Raw genomic sequence first — 21,027 nt, forward strand, 5'->3', positions numbered from 1 at the left:
TCGACGAGGAGGGTTCGGGGGTCCGGATGCGGGTCCGCCTGCGGCGCGGCTCCGGGTGCGGCGGTCGCGGCGGACGCGGCGGACGCGGCGGTCTCAGCCCGGCGTCAGGTCGCTGGCCACGGTCTCGGCGATGGCCTGCGCCACCCGGAGCGCACGGACCGGGCCGCCGGGGTTCGCACGGCGAGCCGCGCGGCCGTGGATCAGGGCCGCGAGGGCGCCCGCATCCAGCGGGTCAAGACCGGCCGCCACCAGCGTGCCGACCAACCCGGCAAGCACGTCACCGGCACCGGCCGTAGCCAACCAGGCGGGCGCATCCGACTGGCACCGCAGCGGCCGGTCGGTGTCCGGCGAGACCACCAGCGTCGTGGCCCCCTTGAGCAGGACCGTGGCCCCGGTGAGCTCCGCCACCCGTCGCGTATGCTCCACCGGGGCTGCCGCGATCTGTGAGCGGTGGTAGACACGTCCGGGCTCCAGCCGGCTCAGCAGCCGTGCCAGCTCACCAGCGTGCGGCGTCAGCAGGGTGGGGGCCTCGCGCGGGCCGTCGACCAGGTCGAGCGCGCCAGCGTCGACGACGCAGGGCAGGTCGGAGGCCAGCGCCTGCCTGCAGGCCTCGACCTGGCGGCGGACATCGAGGGTGGTCTCGTCGGTTGGCACACCAGGCCCGATCACCCAGGCCTGCACCTGTCCCTGGCCCGGCACACTCTCCGGGGAGGCCACGAGCACCTGCTGGGCCGCGGCATCAGGACCGATGTAGCGCACCATGCCGGCACCGGCCTCGATCGCTGCCGTCACCGCGAGGACTGCAGCCCCGGGATAGCGGCTGCTGCCGGCGACGACGCCGAGCACGCCTCGGGAGTACTTGTCGTCGCTGGGTCCGGGCACGGGCCACAGGTGCGCGACATCCGCTCGGGTCAGCTGCTCGACCGCTGCGTGCTCCGGCTCCGGCACCCCGATGTCGACCGTCGTCAGTCGGCCGACCGCGGACCGCGTCGCCGGCAGGACATGCACGGGCTTGGCCATCCCGAAGGTGACGGTCTCATCAGCTCGGACCGTCCGCCCCAGGGCAGCGATGCCCTCTGGGTCGGCTCCGCTGGGCAGGTCCACCGCGATCACCAGCGCTGACGCGGGGATCGAGTCGGCCAGGCCGGCCATGGCGCCGGTGAGTCCGGGCCGTCCGCCGATCCCGAGCAGCCCGTCGACGACGACATCGGCATCCTCGAGCGCCTGGCGGACCGGCTGGGTCAGCGCCCGCCGGGTGCGTGCGACCCGCAGCCGGGGCACCCCGGCGTCGGTGACGGCGCGCAGGCCGCCCTCGTGGACGGCCGTTCCGACCTGCACGACGACGACGGAGAGATGCTCGGCCAGGTGCGCAGCGGCATACAACGCATCGCCGCCGTTGTCACCCGGACCGACGAGGACGGCGACGGACCGCGCCGCCTGCTCACGCGCCCGGGCCAGCACCACGACCGCCAGTGCATCGGCCGCACGGCGCATCAGGGTGCCCGGCTCGACCTCGGCCATGACCTGCGCCTCGGCCGCCCTGACGTCGGCGACACCGAACGCGCGGATCACGGGCAACCCACCGCCGGATTCACAGTTGGCCCTCCGCGATCACCACGGCCGACGCGATCCCGGCATCGTGCGACAGGGACAGGTGAAAGGAGGTGACGCCGAGCTCCTCGGCACGCCCACCGACGCTGCCCCAGACCTCGAGGAACGGACGTCCCAGGTCATCGGTGCGCACCGTCGCATCGGTCCAGCTCAGCCCGACGGGGGCACCCAGGGCCTTGGCGAGCGCCTCCTTGGCTGCAAACCGGGCGGCGAGCGAGGGCAGGCGCAGCGTGCGCTCCTCCGGCGTGAACAGACGCTCCAGCAGTCGCGGCGTCCGCTCCAGCGAGTCGCCGAAGCGGGCGATGTCCACGACGTCGATGCCCAGCCCGATGATCACCGGAACACTCGCGTCACTCGACGGTGACGGACTTGGCCAGGTTGCGCGGCTGGTCGACGTCGAGACCCTTGGCCGTGGAGAGCTCCAACGCGAAGATCTGCAGCGGCACGACGGTCAGCAGGGGCGCGAGGAGCGCCGGCGTGCGCGGCACCCGGATCACCTCGTCCGCGAACGGGACGACGTCCTCGTCCCCCTCCTCGGCGATCACCAGGGTCCGGGCGCCACGCGCGCGGATCTCCTGGATGTTCGAGACCACCTTGCCGTGCAGACCATGCTCGGAGTCCGGGGACGGCACCACGATGAAGACCGGCTGGCCCGGCTCGATCAGGGCGATCGGACCGTGCTTGAGCTCACCCGCGGCGAAGCCCTCGGCGTGGATGTAGGCCAGCTCCTTGAGCTTGAGCGCGCCCTCCATCGCCACCGGGAAGCCCACGTGCCGGCCCAGGAAGAGCACGGCCCGGCTGTCCGCCATGAAGCGGGCGATCTCCTTGACGCGGTCCATCCCGTCGAGCACCGTCTGGATCTTCTCCGGCACCTGGTGCAGCTCGCGCATCACCTCCACGACACCGTCGTCGTGTCCGCCACCGCGGACCTGGACCAGATAGAGCCCCAGGATGTAGCTGGCTGTGATCTGCGCGAGGAACGCCTTGGTCGAGGCGACGGCGATCTCCGGGCCCGCGTGGGTGTAGAGCACACCGTCGGACTCGCGCGGGATCGTCGAGCCGTGGGTGTTGCAGATCGAGATGGTCCGCGCGCCCAGCTCCTTGGCGTGCCGGACGGCCATCAGGGTGTCCATCGTCTCGCCGGACTGGCTGATCGAGACCACCAGCGTCTTCTCGTCGATGACCGGGTCGCGGTAGCGGAACTCGTGGGCCAGCTCGACCTCCACGGGGATCCGCGCCCAGCGCTCGATGGCGTATTTCGCGACCATCCCGGCATACGCCGCCGTCCCGCAGGCGACGATGACCATCTTGTCGATCGCCCGCAGCTCCTCCTCCGACATCCCCATCTCGTCGAGGACGAGGTCGCCGTTCTCGTTGGTCCGCCCGAGCAACGTGTCCGCGACCGCGTGGGGCTGCTCGTGGATCTCCTTCTCCATGAAGGTGTCGTAGCCACCCTTCTCGGCGGCCGCAGCGTCCCAGGTCACCTCGTAGGCGCGGCCCTCGCTCGGCGTGCCGTCGAAGTTGATGACCTCATAACCGTCCGGGCTGATCGTCACGATCTGGTCCTGGCCCAGCTCGAGCGCCTGGCGGGTGTAGCCGATGAAGGCGGCGACGTCCGAGCCGAGGAAGTTCTCGCCCTCCCCGATCCCGACGACCAGCGGGGAGTTGCGGCGTGCGCCGACGACGACGTGCGGCTGGTCCGCGTGCACCGCCAGCAGGGTGAACGCCCCCTGCAGGGTGTTGACCACCTCGCGCATCGCCTCGGTGAGGTCACCGGTGCGCTCGCACGCGCGGGCGACCAGGTGGGCCACGACCTCGGTGTCGGTCTCGGAGGAGAAGGTGACGCCCTCGGCGAGCAGCTGCTTCTTCAGGGCGTAGAAGTTCTCGATGATGCCGTTGTGGACCAGCGCCAGCTTGCGGTCCGGACCGCCGCGGTGGGGGTGTGCGTTGGCGTCGGTGGGACCACCGTGGGTGGCCCAGCGCGTGTGTCCGATCGCGGTGCCGGTCAGCGGGAGCTCCTGCGCCTCCAGGGCCCCCACCAGGTTGGAGAGCTTGCCAGCGCGCTTCTGCCCCACGACCTCGTCATCACCGACGAGGGCCACACCGGCCGAGTCGTAGCCTCGGTATTCCAACCGGGTCAGCCCATCCATGACCACACCGAGTGCCCGGTCGCTGCGAGTCGGACCGACATATCCCACGATTCCACACATGCGGGCCAGCCTAATCTGTCCGGGCATCGCGGGCCGCATGGAGGCGCCGGACCGGCCACCGTGCACAATGTCACCCATGGCTTCCACCGCTGACGGCCTGACCTCGCCGTATGTCGAGCTCACCCGAGACGACTGGGCAGCGCTGCGCAACCAGCACCCGATGCTCCTGTCGCAGGAGGACGTCGTCCGGCTGCGGGGTCTGGGTGAGCGGCTCGACATCCAGGAGATCGAGGAGGTCTATCTGCCGTTGTCCCGGCTCCTGTCCTTCTATGAGCAGGAGACCGAGCGCCTGCACCAGGTCACCAGTGACTTCCTGGGCGAGCGCCGGGCCCGCACCCCGTTCGTGATCGGCGTCGCCGGCTCGGTCGCCGTCGGCAAGTCGACCACGGCTCGCATCCTGCAGGCCCTGATCGAGCGCTGGGAGTCCAAGCCGTCGGTCGAGCTCATCACCACCGACGGCTTCCTGCTGCCGAACAAGGTCCTGACGGAGCGCAACCTGATGGCACGCAAGGGCTACCCCGAGAGCTACGACCGTCGCGCGCTGCTCCGGTTCGTGATGGAGGTCAAGTCGGGCAAGAGCGAGGTCGTCGCGCCGGTCTATTCACACCTGACCTATGACATCGTCCCCACCGAGTCGATCGTGGTGCGCCGCCCGGACGTGCTGATCGTCGAGGGTCTCAACGTCCTGCAGGCACCGCGCCAGCACCATGACGGGCGTACCGGGCTGTCCGTGTCGGACTTCTTCGACTTCTCCGTCTATGTCGACGCCAAGCAGGAACTGATCAAGCGGTGGTATGTCGATCGCTTCCAGCGCCTGCGCAGCACCGCGTTCAACCAGCCCGAGTCCTTCTTCCGCCGCTATGCAAACCTTGATGACGACGCCGCGGTCGAGCTTGCCGAGAGCATCTGGGACGCGATCAACGGGCCCAACCTGATCCAGAACATCCTGCCCACAAGGGGGCGGGCCACCCTGGTGCTCAACAAGGGTGAGGACCACGCCGTCAAGCGGGTCCGCCTGCGGCGCCTGTGAGTATGCCGGGAGCGCCGGACCGCGCTCCCGGTCACCTCTGGGGGGACGCCCGTCAGGCCTGCTGCGGTCGGGTCATCGCCAGGACGTCCAGCGCGGCGTCGAGCTGCTCCTCGGTCAGATCGCCCCGCTCCACATGACCACGTTCGATCACCACCTCCCGGATGGTCTGCCGGTTGGCCAGGGACTGCTTGGCGACCGCTGCAGCGGCCTCATAGCCGATGTATCTGTTGAGCGGGGTCACGATCGCGCTCGAGCTCTCGGCGAGCTCCCGGTTGTGCTCCACGTTGGCGGTGATCCCGCTGATGCACCGGTCGGCCAGCACCCGCGAGGAGTTGGCCAGCAGCGTGATCGACTCGACCAGCGCCGCCCCCATCACCGGCAGCATGACGTTGAGCTCGAAGGTGCCACTGGCCCCGCCGATGGTCACGGTGACGTCATTGCCGATGACCCGTGCACACGCCATCAGCGTGGCCTCGGGAAGCACCGGGTTGACCTTCCCGGGCATGATCGAGGAGCCCGGCTGGAGGTCCGGGAGCTGGACCTCCTGCAGCCCGGCACGCGGACCTGAGCCCATCCAGCGCAGGTCGTTGCAGATCTTGGTGAGCGAGACCGCGACGACCCGCAGAGCCCCGCTGAGCTCCACCAGTGCGTCCTGGGCGGACTGGGCCTCGAAGTGGTCCGCCGCCTCGACGAACGCGACCCCGGAGCGGGCCGACACCTCCTCGATGACCTTCGGGGCGAACTGCGGGTGGGCGTTGAGGCCGGTCCCGGCAGCGGTGCCGCCCAGCGGCAGCTCGGCGACGTGTGACTCCGCGGCCGTGCGCACCCGGTGCCCGCCGAGCTCGATCTGACGGGCATAGCCTGCGAACTCCTGGCCCAGGGTCACCGGCACGGCGTCCATCAGGTGCGTGCGGCCGGCCTTGACGACGTCGGCGAACTCCTCGGCCTTGGCCGCCAGCGCCCTCTGGAGGTGCTCCAGCGCCGGCGTGAGCTCGTCGTGGACCAGCCGCCCCGCGGCGACCCGGATGGCCGAGGGGAAGGTGTCGTTGCTCGACTGGCCGGCATTGACGTGGTCGTTGGGGTGGACCTGCGGCTGCCCTCCGGTCGCGCGGTTCGCCAGTGTGGCGATGACCTCGTTGACGTTCATGTTCGTTGAGGTGCCCGACCCGGTCTGATAGATGTCGATCGGGAAGTGGTCGTCGTGGTCCCCAGCCGCGACCTCGTCGGCAGCGGCGCTGATCGCGCGGGCCCGGTCGGTGTCGATGACCCCGAGCTCGGAGTTGACGCGTGCTGCCGCGGACTTCAGCAGCGCCAGCGCATGGATGATCGACGCCGGCACCGGCTGCCCGGAGATCGGGAAGTTCTCCACCGCGCGAGCCGTCTGCGCGGCATACAACGCATCGAAGGGGACCTCCACCTCCCCCATCGAGTCGTGCTCGGTGCGGGTCCTGGGGGTCGCGTCGCTCTGGGTCTGCTCACTCATGCCCCCAGTGTCTCGCGCACCACCGACCCGCGCGAGAGAGGCAGCACACAAGGACCCCGGCCCGTCAGATGACGGACCGGGGTCCAGCTGTGCAGGTGGTTGCTCAGTGGCAACGCTCCGCAGCGCTCAGCGGCACTGCGGGTGGGTCAGTACCAGCCGACGGACTCGGAGTGGGCCCACGCGCCGCAGGGGCTGCCGTAGCGACCGGAGATGTAGCCCAGGCCCCAGCGGATCTGGGTGGCGGGGTTGGTCTGCCAGTCCGAACCTGCCGACGCCATCTTGTTGCCGGGCAGCGACTGCGGGATGCCGTAGGCACCCGACGACGGGTTCTGCGCATAGGTGTTCCAGCCGCTCTCACGCATCCAGAGCGAGTTCAGGCAGCCCCACTGGTCATCGCCCCAGCCATAGCCCGAGAGCATGCCGCGAGCGATGGAACGCGGGTCGCCGGAGGAGACGGGGGCCGGGGCAGGTGCCGGCGCCGGCTCGGGAGCCGCCGCGCGCTCCTGGGACCGGGAGGCCGCCTGCTCCTGCTCGGCCTGCTCGGCAGCGGCCTGCTCGGCTGCGGCCTGCTCAGCAGCGGCCTGCTCGGCGGCAGCCCGCTCAGCAGCAGCCCGCTCAGCAGCGGCCTGCTCGGCTGCAGCCTGCTCAGCGGCGGCCTGCTCTGCTGCGGCACGCTCGGTGGCGATCTCGGTAGCGCGCTCGGTGGCGATGTCGCCGGCCTTGCGCGAGCTCCAGGCCGAGAAGCCGAGGGAGTCGGACGAGACCTGGCCCTCCAGTGCGTCGACGGCCTCGCTCAGCGATGAGTCGACACCGTCGGTGACGCTGCGCAGCGCCGCCTCACCGGCGAACGGGCTGCTGTTGGACAGGGAGTCTGCCGCACCGTCGGCGTCGAGCGTCGGTGCGCTCGGGGTGCCGGCGTAGGTCGCCATCGCGACGGCGCCAGCGGCGATGACCGCCGTCAGCGCAGTCGCGCCGCGGTGCAGGCGGCGGCCGGGGCGGTGCTTGCCGGTCTGCTCGTCGTTCGGCAGCACAGTGATGTCAGGGGCGTTGGACACAGGGGTAACCTCCACGCTCAGGACACCGTTGCTGCCGGGGCGCAGCACATGCTCACACGGGTTCGAGCGTTATCAATTCGTGATGTGATTGCTCAACCGTGACAGCCGGGGTCAACAGATTGCAAATTCAACCGGCGCCGCGTGGTGAACGTCACACCCCCTTGGGGGCCGCGTGCGTGTGGCAGGTGATGCCCCTGGTGCTGGTGGGACGCGACGGTCTCAGAACTGCGCGTCGCCGCCCTCCAGCAGGTCGGTGACCAGTGCCGCGATCGGGCTGCGCTCACTGCGGTGCAGGGTGACGTGTGCGAAGAGCGGATGGCCCTTGAGGGTCTCGATCACGGCGGCGACGCCGTCGTGCCGGCCGACCCGCAGGTTGTCGCGCTGCGCCACGTCGTGGGTCAGCACCACGCGAGAGCTCTGACCGATCCGGGACAGGACCGTGAGCAGCACGTTGCGCTCCAGGCTCTGCGCCTCGTCCACGATCACGAACGCGTCGTGCAGCGAGCGACCCCGGATGTGGGTCAGCGGGAGCACCTCCAACATGTCGCGGTCGATGATCTCCTCGACGACCTCCTTGGAGACCACCGCGCCGAGGGTGTCGAAGACCGCCTGGGCCCACGGGCCCATCTTGTCGTTCTCGCTGCCCGGGAGGTATCCCAGCTCCTGGCCACCCACGGCATACAGCGGACGGAAGACGATCACCTTGCGGTGCTGGCGGCGCTCCATCACCGCCTCGAGCCCGGCGCAGAGCGCCAGCGCGGACTTGCCGGTGCCGGCCCGCCCGCCAAGGCTGATGATGCCGACGTCGGGGTCGAGCAACAAGTCGAGCGCGATCCGCTGCTCCGCCGAGCGGCCGTGCAGCCCGAAGGCGTCCCGGTCACCCCGGACCAGCTTGACCGCGCGGTCGGGCGCCACCCTGGCCAGGGCGCTGCCCGACGGGCCGAGCACCGTCAGACCGGTGTGCACGAGCAGCTCCTGGGCGACCGGGTGCTCAAGCCGCCCCGTCTCATAGAGCGTGGACATGCCGGCGTCGTCCACCTCGAGCTCGGCCATCCCGGTCCAGCCGGACTCGACCGCGAGCTCGGCGCGGTACTCCTGGGCGTCCAGCCCGCAGGCCGAGGCCTTGACCCGCATCGGCAGGTCCTTGCTCACCACGGTCACGTCGTGGCCCTCGCGCGAGAAGTTGCAGGCGACCGCGAGGATCCGGGAGTCGTTGTCCTCGAGGCGGAAGCCGACCGGCAGCGAGCCGGGGTCGGTGTGGTTGAGCTCGACCCGCAGCGTGCCACCGTCCGAACCCACGGACACGGGCTCACTCAGCCCGCCGTGCTGCACCCGCAGGTCGTCGAGCATGCGCAGCGCCTCACGGGCAAAGTAGCCCAGCTCGGGGTGGTGCCGCTTGCCCTCGAGCTCGGTGATGACCACGATCGGCAGGACCACCTGGTGCTCGGCGAACCGGACCAGCGCACGAGGGTCAGACAGCAGGACCGATGTGTCCAGGACATAGGTCTTGGTCCGCGACCCCACCGTCGTCGGAGCGCGACCGGCCGCGGCAGGGACGGCTGAACCGGCAACGTCTGGGACGGAGTCCTGGGTTGCGGCCGGTGCGGCGCTGGTGACACGCGTGGAGCGGGTGACGGATCGGCTGGTTGATGCCATGTCGACTCTCCCTGTGCACGCGCTGGCGTCACGCGTGCTGGCGGTGGGCTGACCGGGACCGGACCCTGACCAGATCGTCGAGGTGCCGGTGCCGGCCCCCCGCCCAGAGCTGTCGCTCCATCTGGTGAGCCTCCCGAACGAGGACGGGTGTCCTGCGTCACATCGACCGTATGCCGTGCCCACCGTTCAGCGCGCGCCTGCGGTCGGCGTGTCCGGGATCGGGACGGTGAACTGTTGGCAAAGTGCGCCCGACCACCGGCTGTCTGGGCAGGCTCAGAGCACCTTCGACAGGAACGACTGCGTGCGCTGGTGCTGCGGGTTGGTGAGCACCTCGGTCGGGTCGCCCTCCTCGACGATGACGCCACCGTCCATGAAGACCAGCTTGTCGCCGACCTCACGAGCAAAGCCCATCTCGTGAGTGACCACCATCATCGTCATGCCCTCGTCGGCCAGCGTGCGCATCACGTCAAGCACGTCGCCGACCAGCTCTGGGTCCAAGGCGGAGGTCGGCTCGTCGAAGAGCATCATGTCGGGGTTCATCGACAGGGCACGGGCGATGGCCACCCGCTGCTGCTGTCCGCCGGAGAGGTGGGCGGGATAGGCACTCACCTTGTCGGACAGGCCCACCCTGTCGAGGTTTGCCCGCGCGATCTCCTCCGCCTCCTTGCGTCCTCGGCCCTTGGCCCGCTGTTGGGCGATCGTGAGGTTGCGCAGGGCCGTCATGTGCGGGAAGAGGTTGAACTGCTGGAAGACCATGCCGATGCGCGAACGCACCTTGTCCAGCTCGGTGTCGGGGTCGGTGATGTCGATCCCCTCCACGAAGATCTGACCGGAGGTCGGCTCCTCCAGCCGGTTGACGCAGCGCAGGAGGGTGGACTTGCCCGAGCCGGACGGCCCGATGACGCAGACCACCTGACCACGGTCGACGTGGAAGTTGATGCCGGTGAGCACCTCGTGGTCGCCGAAGCTCTTGTGCAGGTCCCGCACCTCGATGGCAGGTGCGTTGGCGTCGACGTCCTGGTGAGGATTCAGCTGGGCCATCACCGACTCCTCTTCTGCTTGCTCTCCATCCAGGCCACCAGCCGCGTGAGCGGCAGGGTGATGGCCAGATAGAGAAGGGCGGCGAACATCAGGCTCGTCGCGGTGCCCGCGGACGGGCCGCTGGCCATGAAGTCGCGGGCCAGTGTGGTCAGCTCCTTCTGGTTGGCCGCCAGGCCCACGACGAAGAGCAGCGAGGTGTCCTTGAGCAGGATGACCAGCTCGTTGGTCAGGGGCGGGATCACGATGCGCAGCGCCTGGGGCATCACGATGGAGGCCATGGTCCACGGCGCGTTGATGCCGAGCGAGCGCGCGGCCTCGGTCTGCCCCTTGGGCACCGCCTCGATGCCGGCGCGCAGCGTCTCGGCCATGTAGGCGCCGGCCACCAGCATCAGGGCCAGCAGACCTGCCCCGACCGTGCCGCCCGGTGGACGCCAGCCGAAGGCGATCGGCACACCGAGCGCCATGAAGAGGATGACGACCAGGGCCGGTAGGCCTCGGAAGAACTCGATGTAGGCCGTGGCCAGCCACCGGAACGGCGCGATGGGGGCCAGCTTCATCAGCACCAGGACGACCGCCAGGACGAAGCCTCCGACGAAGGCCACGATGGTGTAGAGGATCGTGTTCTTCACCCCGACGAAGACCATGTCCCGCCAGTTGCCGGTGAAACCCTCGGTGAGGAAGAAGTTGCTCTTGATGGCCGGCCAGTCGGCGACGAGGACGAAAGCGACCACGATCGCCGCGAACACGGCATACAGCGTGAGTGTCGTCAGGCGCGTGCGCGCGCTCCGGGTCATCGGCTAGCCCTCGGCCTCGTCGCCCCCGCTCAGCTCGTGGACTCGGCGTCGTCGGAGTCGGCAGCGTCCTCGGAGAAGTACTTGGCATAGAGCTCGTCGTAGTCGCCGCTGTCGCGCAGCTCGGCCAGCTGCTCGTTGACCGCGTCGACGAGTGCGTCGTTGCCCTTCTTCATCGCCAGTCCGTAGGTCTCCTCGGTGTCGTACTCCTCGACGATGGTGAACGCCTCGTCCGCGGTGTGCGGGACGTTGGCGGGCAGGTCCTGCAGGATCGCGTCCACCTGGCCAGCCAGGATCGCCTGGAACATCTCGGCGTCGCTCGGGAAGCTGACCAGCTCGGCATCGGTGGCGTTCTCCGTGGCATAGCTCTCACCGGTGGTGCCCTGCTGGACGGCGACCCGCTTGCCGGACAGGTCCCCGATGCTGGCGATGTCGGAGTCGGTGGGGACGAGCAGGGACTGCAGCGAGTCGTAGTAGCCGTCGCTGAAGGCGAGGTTCTGGGCGCGGTCCTCGGTGATGGTCATCGCGGAGGCCGCCATGTCACACTCACCGGCGTTGAGGGACAGGCCGGACTGCAGCCCGTCGAACGCGGAGTCCTTGACGACCAGGTCGACGCCCAGTCCGTCCGCAACGGCCGAGACGATGTCGATGTCGAAACCGCTGAAGCCCGAGGGTGCCGTGTCGTCGAAGTCCTCGAACGGCACGTAGGGGACGTCAGAACACACGGTGAGGGTGCCCTCGGTCACGAGGTCGAGGTCCGCAGCGTCAGCCGCCGGAGCGGCGTCGCCGTTGCCGGCGTCGGGGTCTTCCTCGGAGCCGCACGCGGCGAGGGAGAAAATCAGGCCGGCCGTGGCCGCAGCAGCAAACAGGGGTCGAGTCTTCATCCTGGCACTGTATAAGGCCCAGCACGCACAGGCCACAGACCACACCAGTCGTCACCGAATAGTGATGCAACGGTGACGCGGGTCAGTTGCCGAAGCGACGCTCGCGCTCGGCATAGGCACGCAACGCGCGCAGGAAGTCGACCTTGCGGAAGTCGGGCCAGTAGGCCTCACAGAAGTAGAACTCGCTGTGCGCGCTCTGCCACAGCAGGAAGCCCCCCAACCGCTGCTCGCCGCTGGTCCGGATCACCAGGTCCGGGTCGGGCTGGCCCTTGGTGTAGAGGTGCTCGGCGATGTCCTCGACCTCCAGGCTGCCGGCGAGCTCCTCCAGCGATGCCCCCCTCTCGGCCGCCTCCGCCAGCAGCGAGCGCACGGCGTCAGCGATCTCCTGCCGCCCGCCATACCCGATGGCGACGTTGACCACCATCCCCTTGACGTCGGCGGTCCGGTCGACCGCGGCACGCAGGACCTCCACCGTCTCGTCCGGCAGCAGGTGGGCCGCGCCGACCAGGTTGATCCGCCAGTGCCTGCGCTGCGCGAGCTCGGTCACCACGTCCTGGATGATGGCCAGCAGCGGCTCCACCTCACCGGCGTCGCGGCGCAGGTTGTCGGTGGACAGCAGCCACAGCGTCACCACCTCGACCCCGGCCTCCTCGCACCACGCCAGGAGCGGCGCGATGTTGTCCGCGCCGGCCCGGTGCCCCTGGGCGGTGTCCGCACCGCGCAGCCTGGCCCACCTCCGGTTGCCGTCCAGCATCACTCCCACATGGCGTGGCAGGCGCTCCGACGGGAGGCTTCGGGTGAGCGACCGGTTGTACACGCGATAGAGCAGGTCGCGGGGAGAACGCATGAGCGCAAACCTACTCGCCGACGACAGGTAGCGGGCCGGGCGTCACGGTTCCGGCAGACCTCTCACGCGGGGACCAGCAAAATTTCTGAGCCTACCCGTTGGTAACTTACGGTTGCGTAGGTTACGCTTGGGTCATGGAAGACAGCAGAGATGGTATGCCGCCCGCTCACCGGGAGGCGCTGCGCGAGGGCTCCGCGGTGGACGGGGTGCGCGAGGAGATCCGCGACACCGCACGAGAGGTCCGGGACAGCGCCAAGGAGGCGGTCGCCGCGATCAAGCCGAAGCTGCGGGGGTGGCTGCACCTCGGCACGGCTCCGCTGGCCCTGGCCGCCGGCATCGTGCTCGTCGCCCTCGCGCCGACCACGACCGCACGGGTGGCCTCGGCGATCTTCGCTCTCACCGCGGTGCTGCTCTTTGGCACCTCGGCGATCTATCACCGCGGCTCCGGACACTTCAGCGATCGGACCAGTCGGCTGCTCAAGAGGCTCGACCACGCCAACATCTTCCTGATCATCGCCGGCACCTACACGCCGTTCGCGCTCCTGCTCCTGCCCGACGGCCAGGCCCGGACGCTGCTGTGGCTGGTCTGGGGCGGCGCCTTGGCCGGCGTCCTGTTCCGGGTGCTGTGGGTCGGCGCCCCGCGCTGGCTCTACACCCCGGTCTATGTGGCGCTGGGTTGGGTCGCCGTCTTTTATATGCCGGGCTTCTGGCGCAGTGGTGGCCCGGTCGTCGTCACGCTGATCGCTGCCGGCGGCCTGCTCTACACCATCGGCGCTGTGGTCTACGGCACCAAACGCCCCAACCCCTCACCGCGCTGGTTCGGCTTCCACGAGATCTTCCACGCCTTCACGATCGTCGCGTTCGCGGCGCACTACGTGGCGGTGTCGTTCTCGGTCTATGGCACGACCCCTGTCGGCTGACCGCTGAGGTCCGCCACGTGACCCACCTGGTCCAACTGCATGGATCCTTCACGCAGCAGGCCGATGTGGCGCGAAGGATGCGCACAACTGCACGCGGGAGGGGGCGTGCACGGTCGGCCAGCGTCTGAACTACGAGCGTCTGAACTGCCAGCGCCTGAACTACCGGGACGGCTCAGCCTCGCTCGGGTTTCCCGTCCGGCTCGCCCGCCTCGGCGGAGCCCGCTGACTTTTCCGAGGCGGCCTCCTCCTCCTCCAGCCGCAGCTGCTCCTGGTGCTTCAGGCGACGCAACCGCTTGGACAGGTCCATCCCGAGCAGGATCAGCACGATCGCCAGGAAGAACACGACCAGGAAGCCGCCCAGCCCTGCGGTGATCTCAACGCCGGTGCTGTTCACGACGCCTGCTCGTCGGAGGAGTGCTCGCCGTCGGCGTCACGGTGCCCCTCGAGCTCGGTGATCTCGTCCTCGACGTCATCGGTCTGCCGTGCGTCGTCGACACCGTCGCCGTCGGCATCCACCGGGGGCGGCGGGGTCGAGCGGTGCACGGCCACCACCTCACCGTCGGTGTCCCGCTCGGGCGCCTGGCGGCATACGACCTCCAGGTCCAGGTCGCGCAGCCCCGCAAAGAGGTCGTCCTCGGGGAAGGACGGCTCGACGAGCGACACCGCCAGCTCCCAGTCCTCGGTCGGGTGCACGCGCTGCTGCAGCTCCAGCGGGATCTGGAACCAGAACCCATCCGGGTCCACCTGGGTCGCGTGGGCGCGCAGCGCGTCGTCCCGGACCGAGAAGAACTCAGCGCACGGCACCGCCGTGAACATCTCGCGCTCCGGTCGCTGCCGCATCCGCTCCACCCAGTCCTGGTAGGGCGACTCCAACCCCTCGGCCTCCATCGCCTCGTGGAGCGCCCCAATGCGCTTGGCCGACCAGCCGGAGTAGTAGACCTTCTGCGGCTGCCACGGCTCACCGGCGTGCGGGAACGCAGTGGGGTCACCCGCGGCGTGGAAGGCGGCCATCGACACCGTGTGGGTCATGATGTGGTCGGGGTGGGGATAGCCACCGTTCTCGTCATACGTCGTGATCACGTGCGGTCGGAACTCGCGGATCACCCGGACCAGCGCCTCGGCCGTGACGTGCACCGGCTCGAGGGCGAAGCACCCCTCCGGCAGTGGGGGCAGCGGGTCACCCTCGGGCAGGCCCGAGTCGACGAAACCCAGCCAGGTGTGCTGGACACCGAGGATCTCGGCGGCACGCGCCATCTCGTCCCTGCGGACCTGTGCCAGGTCACGCTCGATGCTCGCGTTGCCGAGGAGCTTCTCGTTGAGGATGTCGCCACGTTCGCCGCCGGTGCAGGAGACCACCATCACCGAGGCTCCCTCGGCGACATATTTTGCCGTGGTGGCCGCACCCTTGCTGGACTCGTCGTCCGGGTGGGCATGGACAGCCATGAGTCGAAGCTCCTGGGACACCCTTGCACTCCTTGAGATCTGGCGTGACAGACAATGGTGTCGCGCACCTGCGCGGCACAGTCCCCTATCCTCTCATCCCCGCCACCCCGGACGGAGCCCTCCCGTGAGCACGACCACCACCACGAGCACCAGCAACACCAAGTGGTGGGTCGTCGGCGGCATCGGGGTGACGGTCATGGTGGTCCTCGCGGTCTGGTTCGGGATGTCAGCCACCGTCGGCAAGGTGCACTGGTACAACACCGGGTTCGAGGTCGTGTCCGACGAGCAGGTCGACGTCCGGTTCGACCTGCGCCGGGACCCCACCCGCGCGGTCGAGTGCGACCTGCACGCTCTGGACGACAAGCACGCCCGCGTCGGCACCGGCAGCGTCGTCGTGGCCCCCGGCGAGGAGTCACCGAGCCGGCACGTCGAGCCGCTGCGCACGGTCGCCAGAGCCACCACCGGCTACGTCGACACCTGCTCCTACGTCGACTGACGAGCGCTCCGGGACCGCCGGGCTCACCCACCGATCGGTATGCCGTGGGGCAGCTTCTGCGGGGCCGGCACGGCGGCCCACCCCGGGCTCACGGGCCGGTTCTGCGGGGCCGGCACGGCGGCCCACTCGTAACCCGATCGTGACCTGAGCATGTGGCCACCCGGGGTTTCCTTGTTAGAATGAGGGTTCGTTAAGGTCCGGGCCGGACAGCACTGGTGAGCAGACACCAGATTTTTCCCAGTGCCCGGACCTCACTGTTTGATCGTGACAGGGTCACCTCGCGTGACCGGCCCTGACGCGCGACCCGAGGAGCTATTGAAGTGACCAACACGACCACCAAGCAGACGGCTACCTACCTGACGCCTGAGGCGCATGCTCGCCTGCAGGCTGAGTTGGCCCACCTCAAGGGTGAGGGCCGCAGCGAGATCTCCGATCGCATCGAGGAGGCCCGCGAGGAGGGCGACCTCAAGGAGAACGGCGGCTACCACGCGGCCAAGGAGGAGCAGGGCAAGATGGAGGCCCGCATCCGCCAGCTCGAGCAGCTGCTCCAGAACGTCACGATCGGCGAGGCCCCGGCCGACGACGGTGTCGTCGAGCCCGGCATGGTCGTGACCGTCGAGATGTTCGGCGACACCGAGCAGTTCCTGCTCGGCAGCCGCGAGATCATCGGTGACGACGAAAAGCTGACCGTCTACAGCGAGAAGTCCCCGATGGGTGCGGCGATCCTGGGCCACGGCCCCGGCGACAACGTGACCTTCCAGGCGCCCAACGGCAACTCCATCGAGGTCAAGGTCATCTCAGCCACGCCCTACTCGTCCTGAACGAGCACCGAAGCACCGCCCGCCACGACGGGCACCACTGCCGCCCCGGGTCGACCACGTCGGCCGGCTGACCGACTCAGTCGGACAGCACGGGGCGGTAGCCATGCTCGGTGAGGGCGTCGACCACCCGCCGTGAGTGCTCCTGACCGTCCGTCTCGAGCGTCACCGCGATCTGCACCTCGTGCACGTGCAGGGCGGCCGTGGTCCGGCCGTGCTGGACCTCCAGCACGTTGGCGCGCTGCTCGGCCAGGAGGGTGAGCAGTCCCGAGAGCGAGCCCGGCCGGTCTGGGACCGTGACGCGGAACTGCAGGTAGCGCCCCGAGATCCCGAGTCCGCGGCGGATGATCCGCAGCATCAGCAGCGTGTCGATGTTGCCGCCGGAGATCACCGCGACGACGGGCCTGGTGGGGTCGAAGGCCGGTTCTGTCCCGGCCTGTCCGGCCCGGTCCATCAAGTGGGCGACGGCGGCGGCACCGGCGGGTTCCACCACCAGCTTGGCGCGCTCGAGGAGGAAGAGCATCGCTCGGGCGATGCTGTCCTCGGTGACCGTCTCCACACCGTCGACGTGCTCCTGCACGAGGGCGAAGGGCACGTCACCGGGGCACCCCACCGCGATGCCGTCGGCCACGGTGGTCATCTGCGGCACCGGGACTGGGTGCCCCGCGGCCAGCGAGCCGGGCCAGGCTGCCGCCTCTGCCGCCTGCACGCCGATCACCTGCACGTCCGGTCGCTGGGCCTTGACCGCCGTGGCGATGCCGGCCAGCAGCCCGCCGCCGCCCAGACAGACCAGGATCGTGCCGACGTCGGGCACCTCCTCCAGGATCTCCAGCCCGACGGTGCCCTGACCGGCCACGATGGCCGGGTGGTCGAACGGCGAGATGAAGATCGCACCTGTCTCCGCCTCGACCTCGCGCGCCCGCTCGATGCAGTGGTCGATCGTGGTGCCGACCTGCTCGACGGTCGCGCCGTAGCCGCGGGTCGCGCGCAGCTTGGGCATCGAGGCTCCGTTGGGCATGAAGACGGTGGCCGAGATCCCGAGCATCCGGGCCGCGAGCGCCACGCCCTGGGCGTGGTTGCCCGCGCTGGCCGCCACGACGCCACGCGCTCGTTCCTCCTCGGAGAGACCGGCCATCCTCGTGTAGGCGCCGCGGATCTTGAACGACCCGGCGCGTCCCATGTTTTCGCACTTGAGGTGGACCGGGACACCGGCCAGCGTGCTCAGCGATTGGCTGAACTCCATGGGTGTCGGGCTGATCACCCCCGAGAGGAGCTCTCGCGCGGCGGCGATGTCGGCAGGGGTCACCTGAGGCAGCGTGGACACACCGCACACCCTAGTGCTGCTGGCTTCGGGGCGCCCGGGACGCAGACACCGCTACCGCGCGAGGAGCGGACCTCCCGGCCCGAACGCCAGAGACCACTGAGACCTCAGGCGTGCGATGCGACGTCTTCCAACGTCGCACCGCGCGCCTGAGGTCTCAGCGCCTCCAGGTGGGGGCCTCGAGGGTGGGGCCTGGCGGGTCAGGCGGCGTCCTCCTTCTGGCCGGCGCCCGGGACGTTCTCCGACATCCGCAGGTCCTCCTTGTCCAGGGGTCCGGTCATCGGCGCATCGATGAGATAGCGGACGTAGGCGTAGTTCGTGAAGAACCCGGGCAGGTACTCGCCCAGCGCGACATACTCCAGCACCTCCCGCGCCCTGGCCAACGGCTCCGCAGCCTCCGGACCTTGCTCGGCGGTGAGCCGCCCGGCCTCCTCCTCGATGAGGTCGGCGACCAGCTGACGGGTGACGACCCGCAGGTCGTCCAGCGGCGTGCGGTTGCGGATCCACTGCCACAGCTGACCGCGCGAGATCTCGACGGTCGCGGCGTCCTCCATCAGGTTGTCGATGGCAACGGCTCCGGTCCCTGACGTCCAGGCCGCCAGGTAGCGCAGCGACACCGTGATGTTGGTGCGCACCCCGGCCTCGGTGACCGTCGGGTCCGGCAGGCCGGTGAGCAGGTCGCTCGCGGTGACCTCGACCTCCGGGCGCTGACGTTGGCGCTGGTCCGGGTTCTCACCCAGGACCTGGTCGAAGACCTCGGTGCAGGTCGGGACCAGCGCCGGGTGGGCGACCCAGGAGCCGTCGAAGCCGTCCGCGGCCTCCCGCTCCTTGTCGGCCCTGATCTTGTCCAGGGCCGCGGCCGAGGCGGCCTCGTCGGTCCGGTCCGGCACGAAGGCCGCCATGCCGCCGATCGCGTGCGCACCGCGCTTGTGGCAGGTCTTCACCAGCAGCTCGGTGTAGGCGCGCATCAGCGGGGTGGTCATGGTGACCTCGGCACGCTCCGGCAGGACGAACTCCGGTCCGCGCTGGGCGAAGGTGCGGATGTAGCTGAAGATGTAGTCCCAGCGACCCGCGTTCAGGCCCGAGGAGTGATCCCGCAGCTCATAGAGGATCTCCTCCATCTCGAACGCTGCGGACACCGTCTCGATGAGCACGGTCGCCCGGATCGTCCCCTGTGGGATCCCCATCAGGTCCTGCGCCATGACGAAGATGTCGTTCCAGAGGCGCGCCTCCAGGTGCGACTCCAGCTTGGGCAGATAGAAGTAGGGACCGGCGCCGCGCTCGATCAGCTCCTGGGCGTTGTGGAAGAAGTAGAGCCCGAAGTCGACCAGCGAGGCCGGCAGCGGCCGACCGTCCACGGACAGGTGCTTCTCACACAGGTGCCAGCCCCGTGGGCGCAGGACGATGGTCGGGGTCTGCCCACCCACGGCATACTCCTTGCCGTTCTCGTCGGTGAAGTCGACCTGGCCGCGGATCGCGTCGAACAGGTTGACCTGGCCGTCGATGACGTTGAACCAGGTGGGCGCGGTCGCGTCCTCCAGGTCGGCCATCCACACCCGGGCACCGGAGTTGAGCGCGTTGACGGTCAGCTTGCGGCTGGCCGGCCCGGTCATCTCGGCGCGGCGGTCGGTCAGGCCCGGCGCGGGCTCGGCCACGCGCCACGACTTGTGCTCCCGGACACCACGCGTCTCCGGGAGGAAGTCGAGCTCCTCGCGGCCGGCGCTGATCTGGTGCTGGCGAGCCCGACGGGCCTGGAGCAGCTCTGCGCGACGGCCGGCGAACTCACCGTCCAGCTTGCGCACGAAGTCGAGGGCCTCGGGGGTCAGGATCTCGGCGAACCGGGGGTGGTCTGAACCGCGGACCTGGACAGCGCCGTTGGTGCCCCGGGAGGTGGAAGTGGTCATCTCAATCTCCTTCTCGTATGTCGTGTGGCCGGGATCGCTGCCCCCGCCCGGTGAGCCGGTGGCCCGGGGCGGGGCAGCTGGTGGCCGGGGCTGGGCCCGGGTGTGTCTTTAGTGGAACTGCTCTTCCTCGGTGGAGCCGGTCAGCGCGAGGGTGCCGCTGGACGGGTTGATGGCCGTGGAGACCTTGTCGAAGTAGCCGGTGCCGACCTCGGCCTGGTGCTTCACGGCGGTGTAGCCACGGGCGGCGTCGGCGAACTCGGCCTCCTGCAGCTCGACGTAGGCGCTCATGCCGGTGCGGGCATAGCCGTGGGCCAGGTTGAACATGGAGTGGTTCAGGGCGTGGAAGCCGGCCAGGGTGATGAACTGGAACTTGTAACCCAGCGCGCCGAGCTCGTCCTGGAACGCGGCGATCTCGCTCTCGGACAGGGCCGCCTTCCAGTTGAAGGACGGCGAGCAGTTGTAGGCAAGCATCTTGCCCGGGAACTCCTTGTGCAGCTCGGTCGCGAACTCGCGGGCCAGGCCCAGGTCCGGGGTGCCGGTCTCGACCCAGATCAGGTCGCAGTAGGGCGCGTAGGCCTTGGCGCGTGCCAGCACCGGCTCGATGCCGTTGCGCACGCGGAAGAAGCCCTCGCTGGTGCGCTCGCCGGTGACGAACTCCTGGTCGATCGGGTCCACGTCGCTGGTCAGCAGGTCCGCCGCGAGAGCGTCGGTGCGGGCGATGACCAGGCTCGAGACGTTGAGGGTGTCAGCGGCGAGGCGGGCCGCGTTGAGGGTGCGCACGTGCTGGGCGGTGGGCACCAGCACCTTCCCACCGAGGTGGCCGCACTTCTTCTCCGAGGCCAGCTGGTCCTCCCAGTGCACGCCCGCAGCGCCGGAGACGATCATGGACTTCATCAGCTCGAAGGCGTTGAGCGGACCGCCGAAGCCGGCCTCGGCGTCGGCGACGATCGGGACCAGGTAGTCGGTGCCGTTCTCGGCGTTGGACCAGTCGATCTGGTCGGCGCGCATCAGCGCGTTGTTGATGCGGCGGACGACGGCCGGCACGGAGTTGGCGGGATAGAGGCTCTGGTCCGGGTAGGTCTGGCCGGACAGGTTGGCGTCGGCGGCGACCTGCCAGCCGGACAGGTAGATCGCCTCGAGGCCGGCGCGCACCTGCTGGACGGCCTGATTGCCGGTCAGCGCACCGAGGGCGCGGGTGAAGGGCTTGGTCTGCAGCTGCTCCCACAGTTTCTCCGCACCCCGGCGGGCGAGCGTGTGCTCCTCCACCACGCTGCCGCGCAGCCGCACCACGTCCTCGGCGGAGTAGGTCCGCTCGATGCCGCTCCAGCGGGGGTTGGCCGCCCACTCGGTGCGCAGGTCCTCGGCGGCCGAGTCCTGGGTGGTCGTGGTGTCCGGGCTGTTGAGTGTGGCAGTCATGGAGCCATCCCTTCGGTGTTCGACACTCCTGCAAGAAGTGCCGTCTCTAGTGCGATGGACCCATCATTGAGTCAAGAACAACCCCTCGAGCCACCCTTCTG

At 69.5% G+C, this 21,027-nt stretch carries 20 protein-coding genes; 4 read left to right on the forward strand and 16 right to left on the reverse strand.

What is annotated here, in order from left to right; translation table 11 throughout:
• Window positions 1-93 precede the first annotated feature (93 nt).
• The 3 genes from NF557_RS14135 to glmS are packed head-to-tail and all read right to left on the reverse strand — an operon-like array spanning window position 94 to window position 3,821.
• A complete protein-coding gene (locus NF557_RS14135; protein ID WP_252620183.1) occupies window positions 94-1,572 on the reverse strand; it encodes an NAD(P)H-hydrate epimerase in 1,479 nt (492 codons plus the stop codon).
• Between the two features lie 19 nt (window positions 1,573-1,591).
• Window positions 1,592-1,948, reverse strand: a complete 357-nt coding sequence (locus NF557_RS14140; protein ID WP_252620184.1) for a holo-ACP synthase — start codon at window positions 1,946-1,948, stop codon at window positions 1,592-1,594.
• A gap of 13 nt (window positions 1,949-1,961) precedes the next feature.
• The gene (gene glmS / locus NF557_RS14145) at window positions 1,962-3,821 is read right to left on the reverse strand and encodes a glutamine--fructose-6-phosphate transaminase (isomerizing) (RefSeq protein WP_252620185.1); all 1,860 of its coding nucleotides are present in this window, start codon (window positions 3,819-3,821) and stop codon (window positions 1,962-1,964) included.
• Window positions 3,822-3,897: 76 nt separating this feature from the next.
• On the opposite strand from glmS, the gene coaA reads away from it, so the two are divergent.
• Window positions 3,898-4,851, forward strand: a complete 954-nt coding sequence (gene coaA, locus NF557_RS14150) for a type I pantothenate kinase (protein ID WP_252620186.1) — start codon at window positions 3,898-3,900, stop codon at window positions 4,849-4,851.
• A 52-nt stretch (window positions 4,852-4,903) separates the two neighbouring features.
• Here the strand turns inward: coaA and NF557_RS14155 are convergent, their stop codons facing one another.
• From NF557_RS14155 to NF557_RS14185, 7 genes are all read right to left on the reverse strand, one after another.
• Window positions 4,904-6,334 carry a class II fumarate hydratase gene (locus NF557_RS14155; protein ID WP_252620187.1) on the reverse strand — a complete coding sequence of 477 codons (1,431 nt, stop codon included), beginning with the start codon at window positions 6,332-6,334 and terminating at the stop codon, window positions 4,904-4,906.
• Between the two features lie 146 nt (window positions 6,335-6,480).
• The gene (locus NF557_RS14160) at window positions 6,481-7,389 is read right to left on the reverse strand and encodes an aggregation-promoting factor C-terminal-like domain-containing protein (RefSeq protein WP_252620188.1); all 909 of its coding nucleotides are present in this window, start codon (window positions 7,387-7,389) and stop codon (window positions 6,481-6,483) included.
• Window positions 7,390-7,608: 219 nt separating this feature from the next.
• The gene (phoH2, locus tag NF557_RS14165; protein ID WP_252620189.1) at window positions 7,609-9,045 is read right to left on the reverse strand and encodes an RNA 5'-3' helicase PhoH2; all 1,437 of its coding nucleotides are present in this window, start codon (window positions 9,043-9,045) and stop codon (window positions 7,609-7,611) included.
• Window positions 9,046-9,318: 273 nt separating this feature from the next.
• Entirely contained in the window at window positions 9,319-10,086 is a 768-nt protein-coding gene (locus tag NF557_RS14170; protein ID WP_252620190.1) for an amino acid ABC transporter ATP-binding protein, read from the reverse strand.
• Window positions 10,086-10,880 carry an amino acid ABC transporter permease gene (locus tag NF557_RS14175; RefSeq protein WP_252620191.1) on the reverse strand — a complete coding sequence of 265 codons (795 nt, stop codon included), beginning with the start codon at window positions 10,878-10,880 and terminating at the stop codon, window positions 10,086-10,088. The genes NF557_RS14170 and NF557_RS14175 overlap by 1 nt, the downstream gene beginning before the upstream one ends.
• Window positions 10,881-10,909: 29 nt before the next feature.
• On the reverse strand, window positions 10,910-11,761 hold the full coding sequence (locus NF557_RS14180) for an ABC transporter substrate-binding protein (RefSeq protein WP_252620192.1): 852 nt from the start codon (window positions 11,759-11,761) through the stop codon (window positions 10,910-10,912).
• 82 nt (window positions 11,762-11,843) lie between these two features.
• Window positions 11,844-12,608, reverse strand: a complete 765-nt coding sequence (locus tag NF557_RS14185; protein ID WP_252620193.1) for an isoprenyl transferase — start codon at window positions 12,606-12,608, stop codon at window positions 11,844-11,846.
• Window positions 12,609-12,742: 134 nt separating this feature from the next.
• Between NF557_RS14185 and trhA the strand changes: the two genes are divergently transcribed.
• Complete coding sequence (gene trhA / locus NF557_RS14190) at window positions 12,743-13,528, forward strand: PAQR family membrane homeostasis protein TrhA (RefSeq protein ID WP_252620194.1); 786 nt, start codon at window positions 12,743-12,745, stop codon at window positions 13,526-13,528.
• A gap of 172 nt (window positions 13,529-13,700) precedes the next feature.
• On the opposite strand, the gene NF557_RS14195 is transcribed toward trhA, so the two are convergent.
• Both NF557_RS14195 and mca read right to left on the reverse strand, forming a co-directional pair.
• Window positions 13,701-13,922 (reverse strand): hypothetical protein, encoded by a 222-nt coding sequence (locus NF557_RS14195; RefSeq protein WP_252620195.1) that lies wholly within the window; start codon window positions 13,920-13,922, stop codon window positions 13,701-13,703.
• Window positions 13,919-14,971, reverse strand: a complete 1,053-nt coding sequence (gene mca, locus NF557_RS14200) for a mycothiol conjugate amidase Mca (protein WP_306239323.1) — start codon at window positions 14,969-14,971, stop codon at window positions 13,919-13,921. The genes NF557_RS14195 and mca overlap by 4 nt, the downstream gene beginning before the upstream one ends.
• A 124-nt stretch (window positions 14,972-15,095) precedes the next feature.
• Here mca and NF557_RS14205 point away from each other — a divergent pair, with 124 nt between their 5' ends.
• Entirely contained in the window at window positions 15,096-15,467 is a 372-nt protein-coding gene (locus tag NF557_RS14205) for a DUF4307 domain-containing protein (RefSeq protein WP_252620197.1), read from the forward strand.
• 23 nt (window positions 15,468-15,490) lie between these two features.
• Here the strand turns inward: NF557_RS14205 and NF557_RS17620 are convergent, their stop codons facing one another.
• Window positions 15,491-15,619, reverse strand: a complete 129-nt coding sequence (locus tag NF557_RS17620) for a hypothetical protein (protein WP_256842224.1) — start codon at window positions 15,617-15,619, stop codon at window positions 15,491-15,493.
• A gap of 168 nt (window positions 15,620-15,787) precedes the next feature.
• On the opposite strand from NF557_RS17620, the gene greA reads away from it, so the two are divergent.
• Window positions 15,788-16,288, forward strand: coding sequence for a transcription elongation factor GreA (greA, locus tag NF557_RS14210; RefSeq protein WP_252620198.1), 501 nt, complete (start codon window positions 15,788-15,790; stop codon window positions 16,286-16,288).
• A 76-nt stretch (window positions 16,289-16,364) separates the two neighbouring features.
• Here greA and ilvA read toward each other — a convergent pair whose 3' ends face one another.
• The 3 genes from ilvA to aceA form a co-directional block, all read right to left on the reverse strand.
• Complete coding sequence (ilvA, locus tag NF557_RS14215) at window positions 16,365-17,618, reverse strand: threonine ammonia-lyase (RefSeq protein ID WP_252620199.1); 1,254 nt, start codon at window positions 17,616-17,618, stop codon at window positions 16,365-16,367.
• A 188-nt stretch (window positions 17,619-17,806) separates the two neighbouring features.
• Window positions 17,807-19,510 (reverse strand): malate synthase A, encoded by a 1,704-nt coding sequence (gene aceB / locus NF557_RS14220; protein WP_252620200.1) that lies wholly within the window; start codon window positions 19,508-19,510, stop codon window positions 17,807-17,809.
• Between the two features lie 108 nt (window positions 19,511-19,618).
• Window positions 19,619-20,926 (reverse strand): isocitrate lyase, encoded by a 1,308-nt coding sequence (aceA, locus tag NF557_RS14225; protein WP_252620201.1) that lies wholly within the window; start codon window positions 20,924-20,926, stop codon window positions 19,619-19,621.
• Window positions 20,927-21,027 lie beyond the last annotated feature (101 nt).

It is taken from the genome of Ornithinimicrobium cryptoxanthini (assembly GCF_023923205.1).
In the GTDB taxonomy this organism is placed as follows: Bacteria; Actinomycetota; Actinomycetes; order Actinomycetales; family Dermatophilaceae; genus Ornithinicoccus; species Ornithinicoccus cryptoxanthini.

Excerpts from the sequence above, each read along its gene's own strand:
- phoH2 (WP_252620189.1), bottom strand. The coding sequence starts at position 9,045 with ATGGCATCAACCAGCCGATCCGTCACCCGCTCCACGCGTGTCACCAGC.
- NF557_RS14185 (WP_252620193.1), bottom strand. The coding sequence starts at position 12,608 with ATGCGTTCTCCCCGCGACCTGCTCTATCGCGTGTACAACCGGTCGCTC.
- NF557_RS14170 (WP_252620190.1), bottom strand. The coding sequence starts at position 10,086 with ATGGCCCAGCTGAATCCTCACCAGGACGTCGACGCCAACGCACCTGCC.
- NF557_RS17620 (WP_256842224.1), bottom strand. The coding sequence starts at position 15,619 with ATGCTCAGGTCACGATCGGGTTACGAGTGGGCCGCCGTGCCGGCCCCG.
- aceA (WP_252620201.1), bottom strand. The coding sequence starts at position 20,926 with ATGACTGCCACACTCAACAGCCCGGACACCACGACCACCCAGGACTCG.
- aceB (WP_252620200.1), bottom strand. The coding sequence starts at position 19,510 with ATGACCACTTCCACCTCCCGGGGCACCAACGGCGCTGTCCAGGTCCGC.
- mca (WP_306239323.1), bottom strand. The coding sequence starts at position 14,971 with ATGGCTGTCCATGCCCACCCGGACGACGAGTCCAGCAAGGGTGCGGCC.
- NF557_RS14180 (WP_252620192.1), bottom strand. The coding sequence starts at position 11,761 with ATGAAGACTCGACCCCTGTTTGCTGCTGCGGCCACGGCCGGCCTGATT.
- glmS (WP_252620185.1), bottom strand. The coding sequence starts at position 3,821 with ATGTGTGGAATCGTGGGATATGTCGGTCCGACTCGCAGCGACCGGGCA.
- coaA (WP_252620186.1), top strand. The coding sequence starts at position 3,898 with ATGGCTTCCACCGCTGACGGCCTGACCTCGCCGTATGTCGAGCTCACC.
- NF557_RS14175 (WP_252620191.1), bottom strand. The coding sequence starts at position 10,880 with ATGACCCGGAGCGCGCGCACGCGCCTGACGACACTCACGCTGTATGCC.
- trhA (WP_252620194.1), top strand. The coding sequence starts at position 12,743 with ATGGAAGACAGCAGAGATGGTATGCCGCCCGCTCACCGGGAGGCGCTG.
- NF557_RS14155 (WP_252620187.1), bottom strand. The coding sequence starts at position 6,334 with ATGAGTGAGCAGACCCAGAGCGACGCGACCCCCAGGACCCGCACCGAG.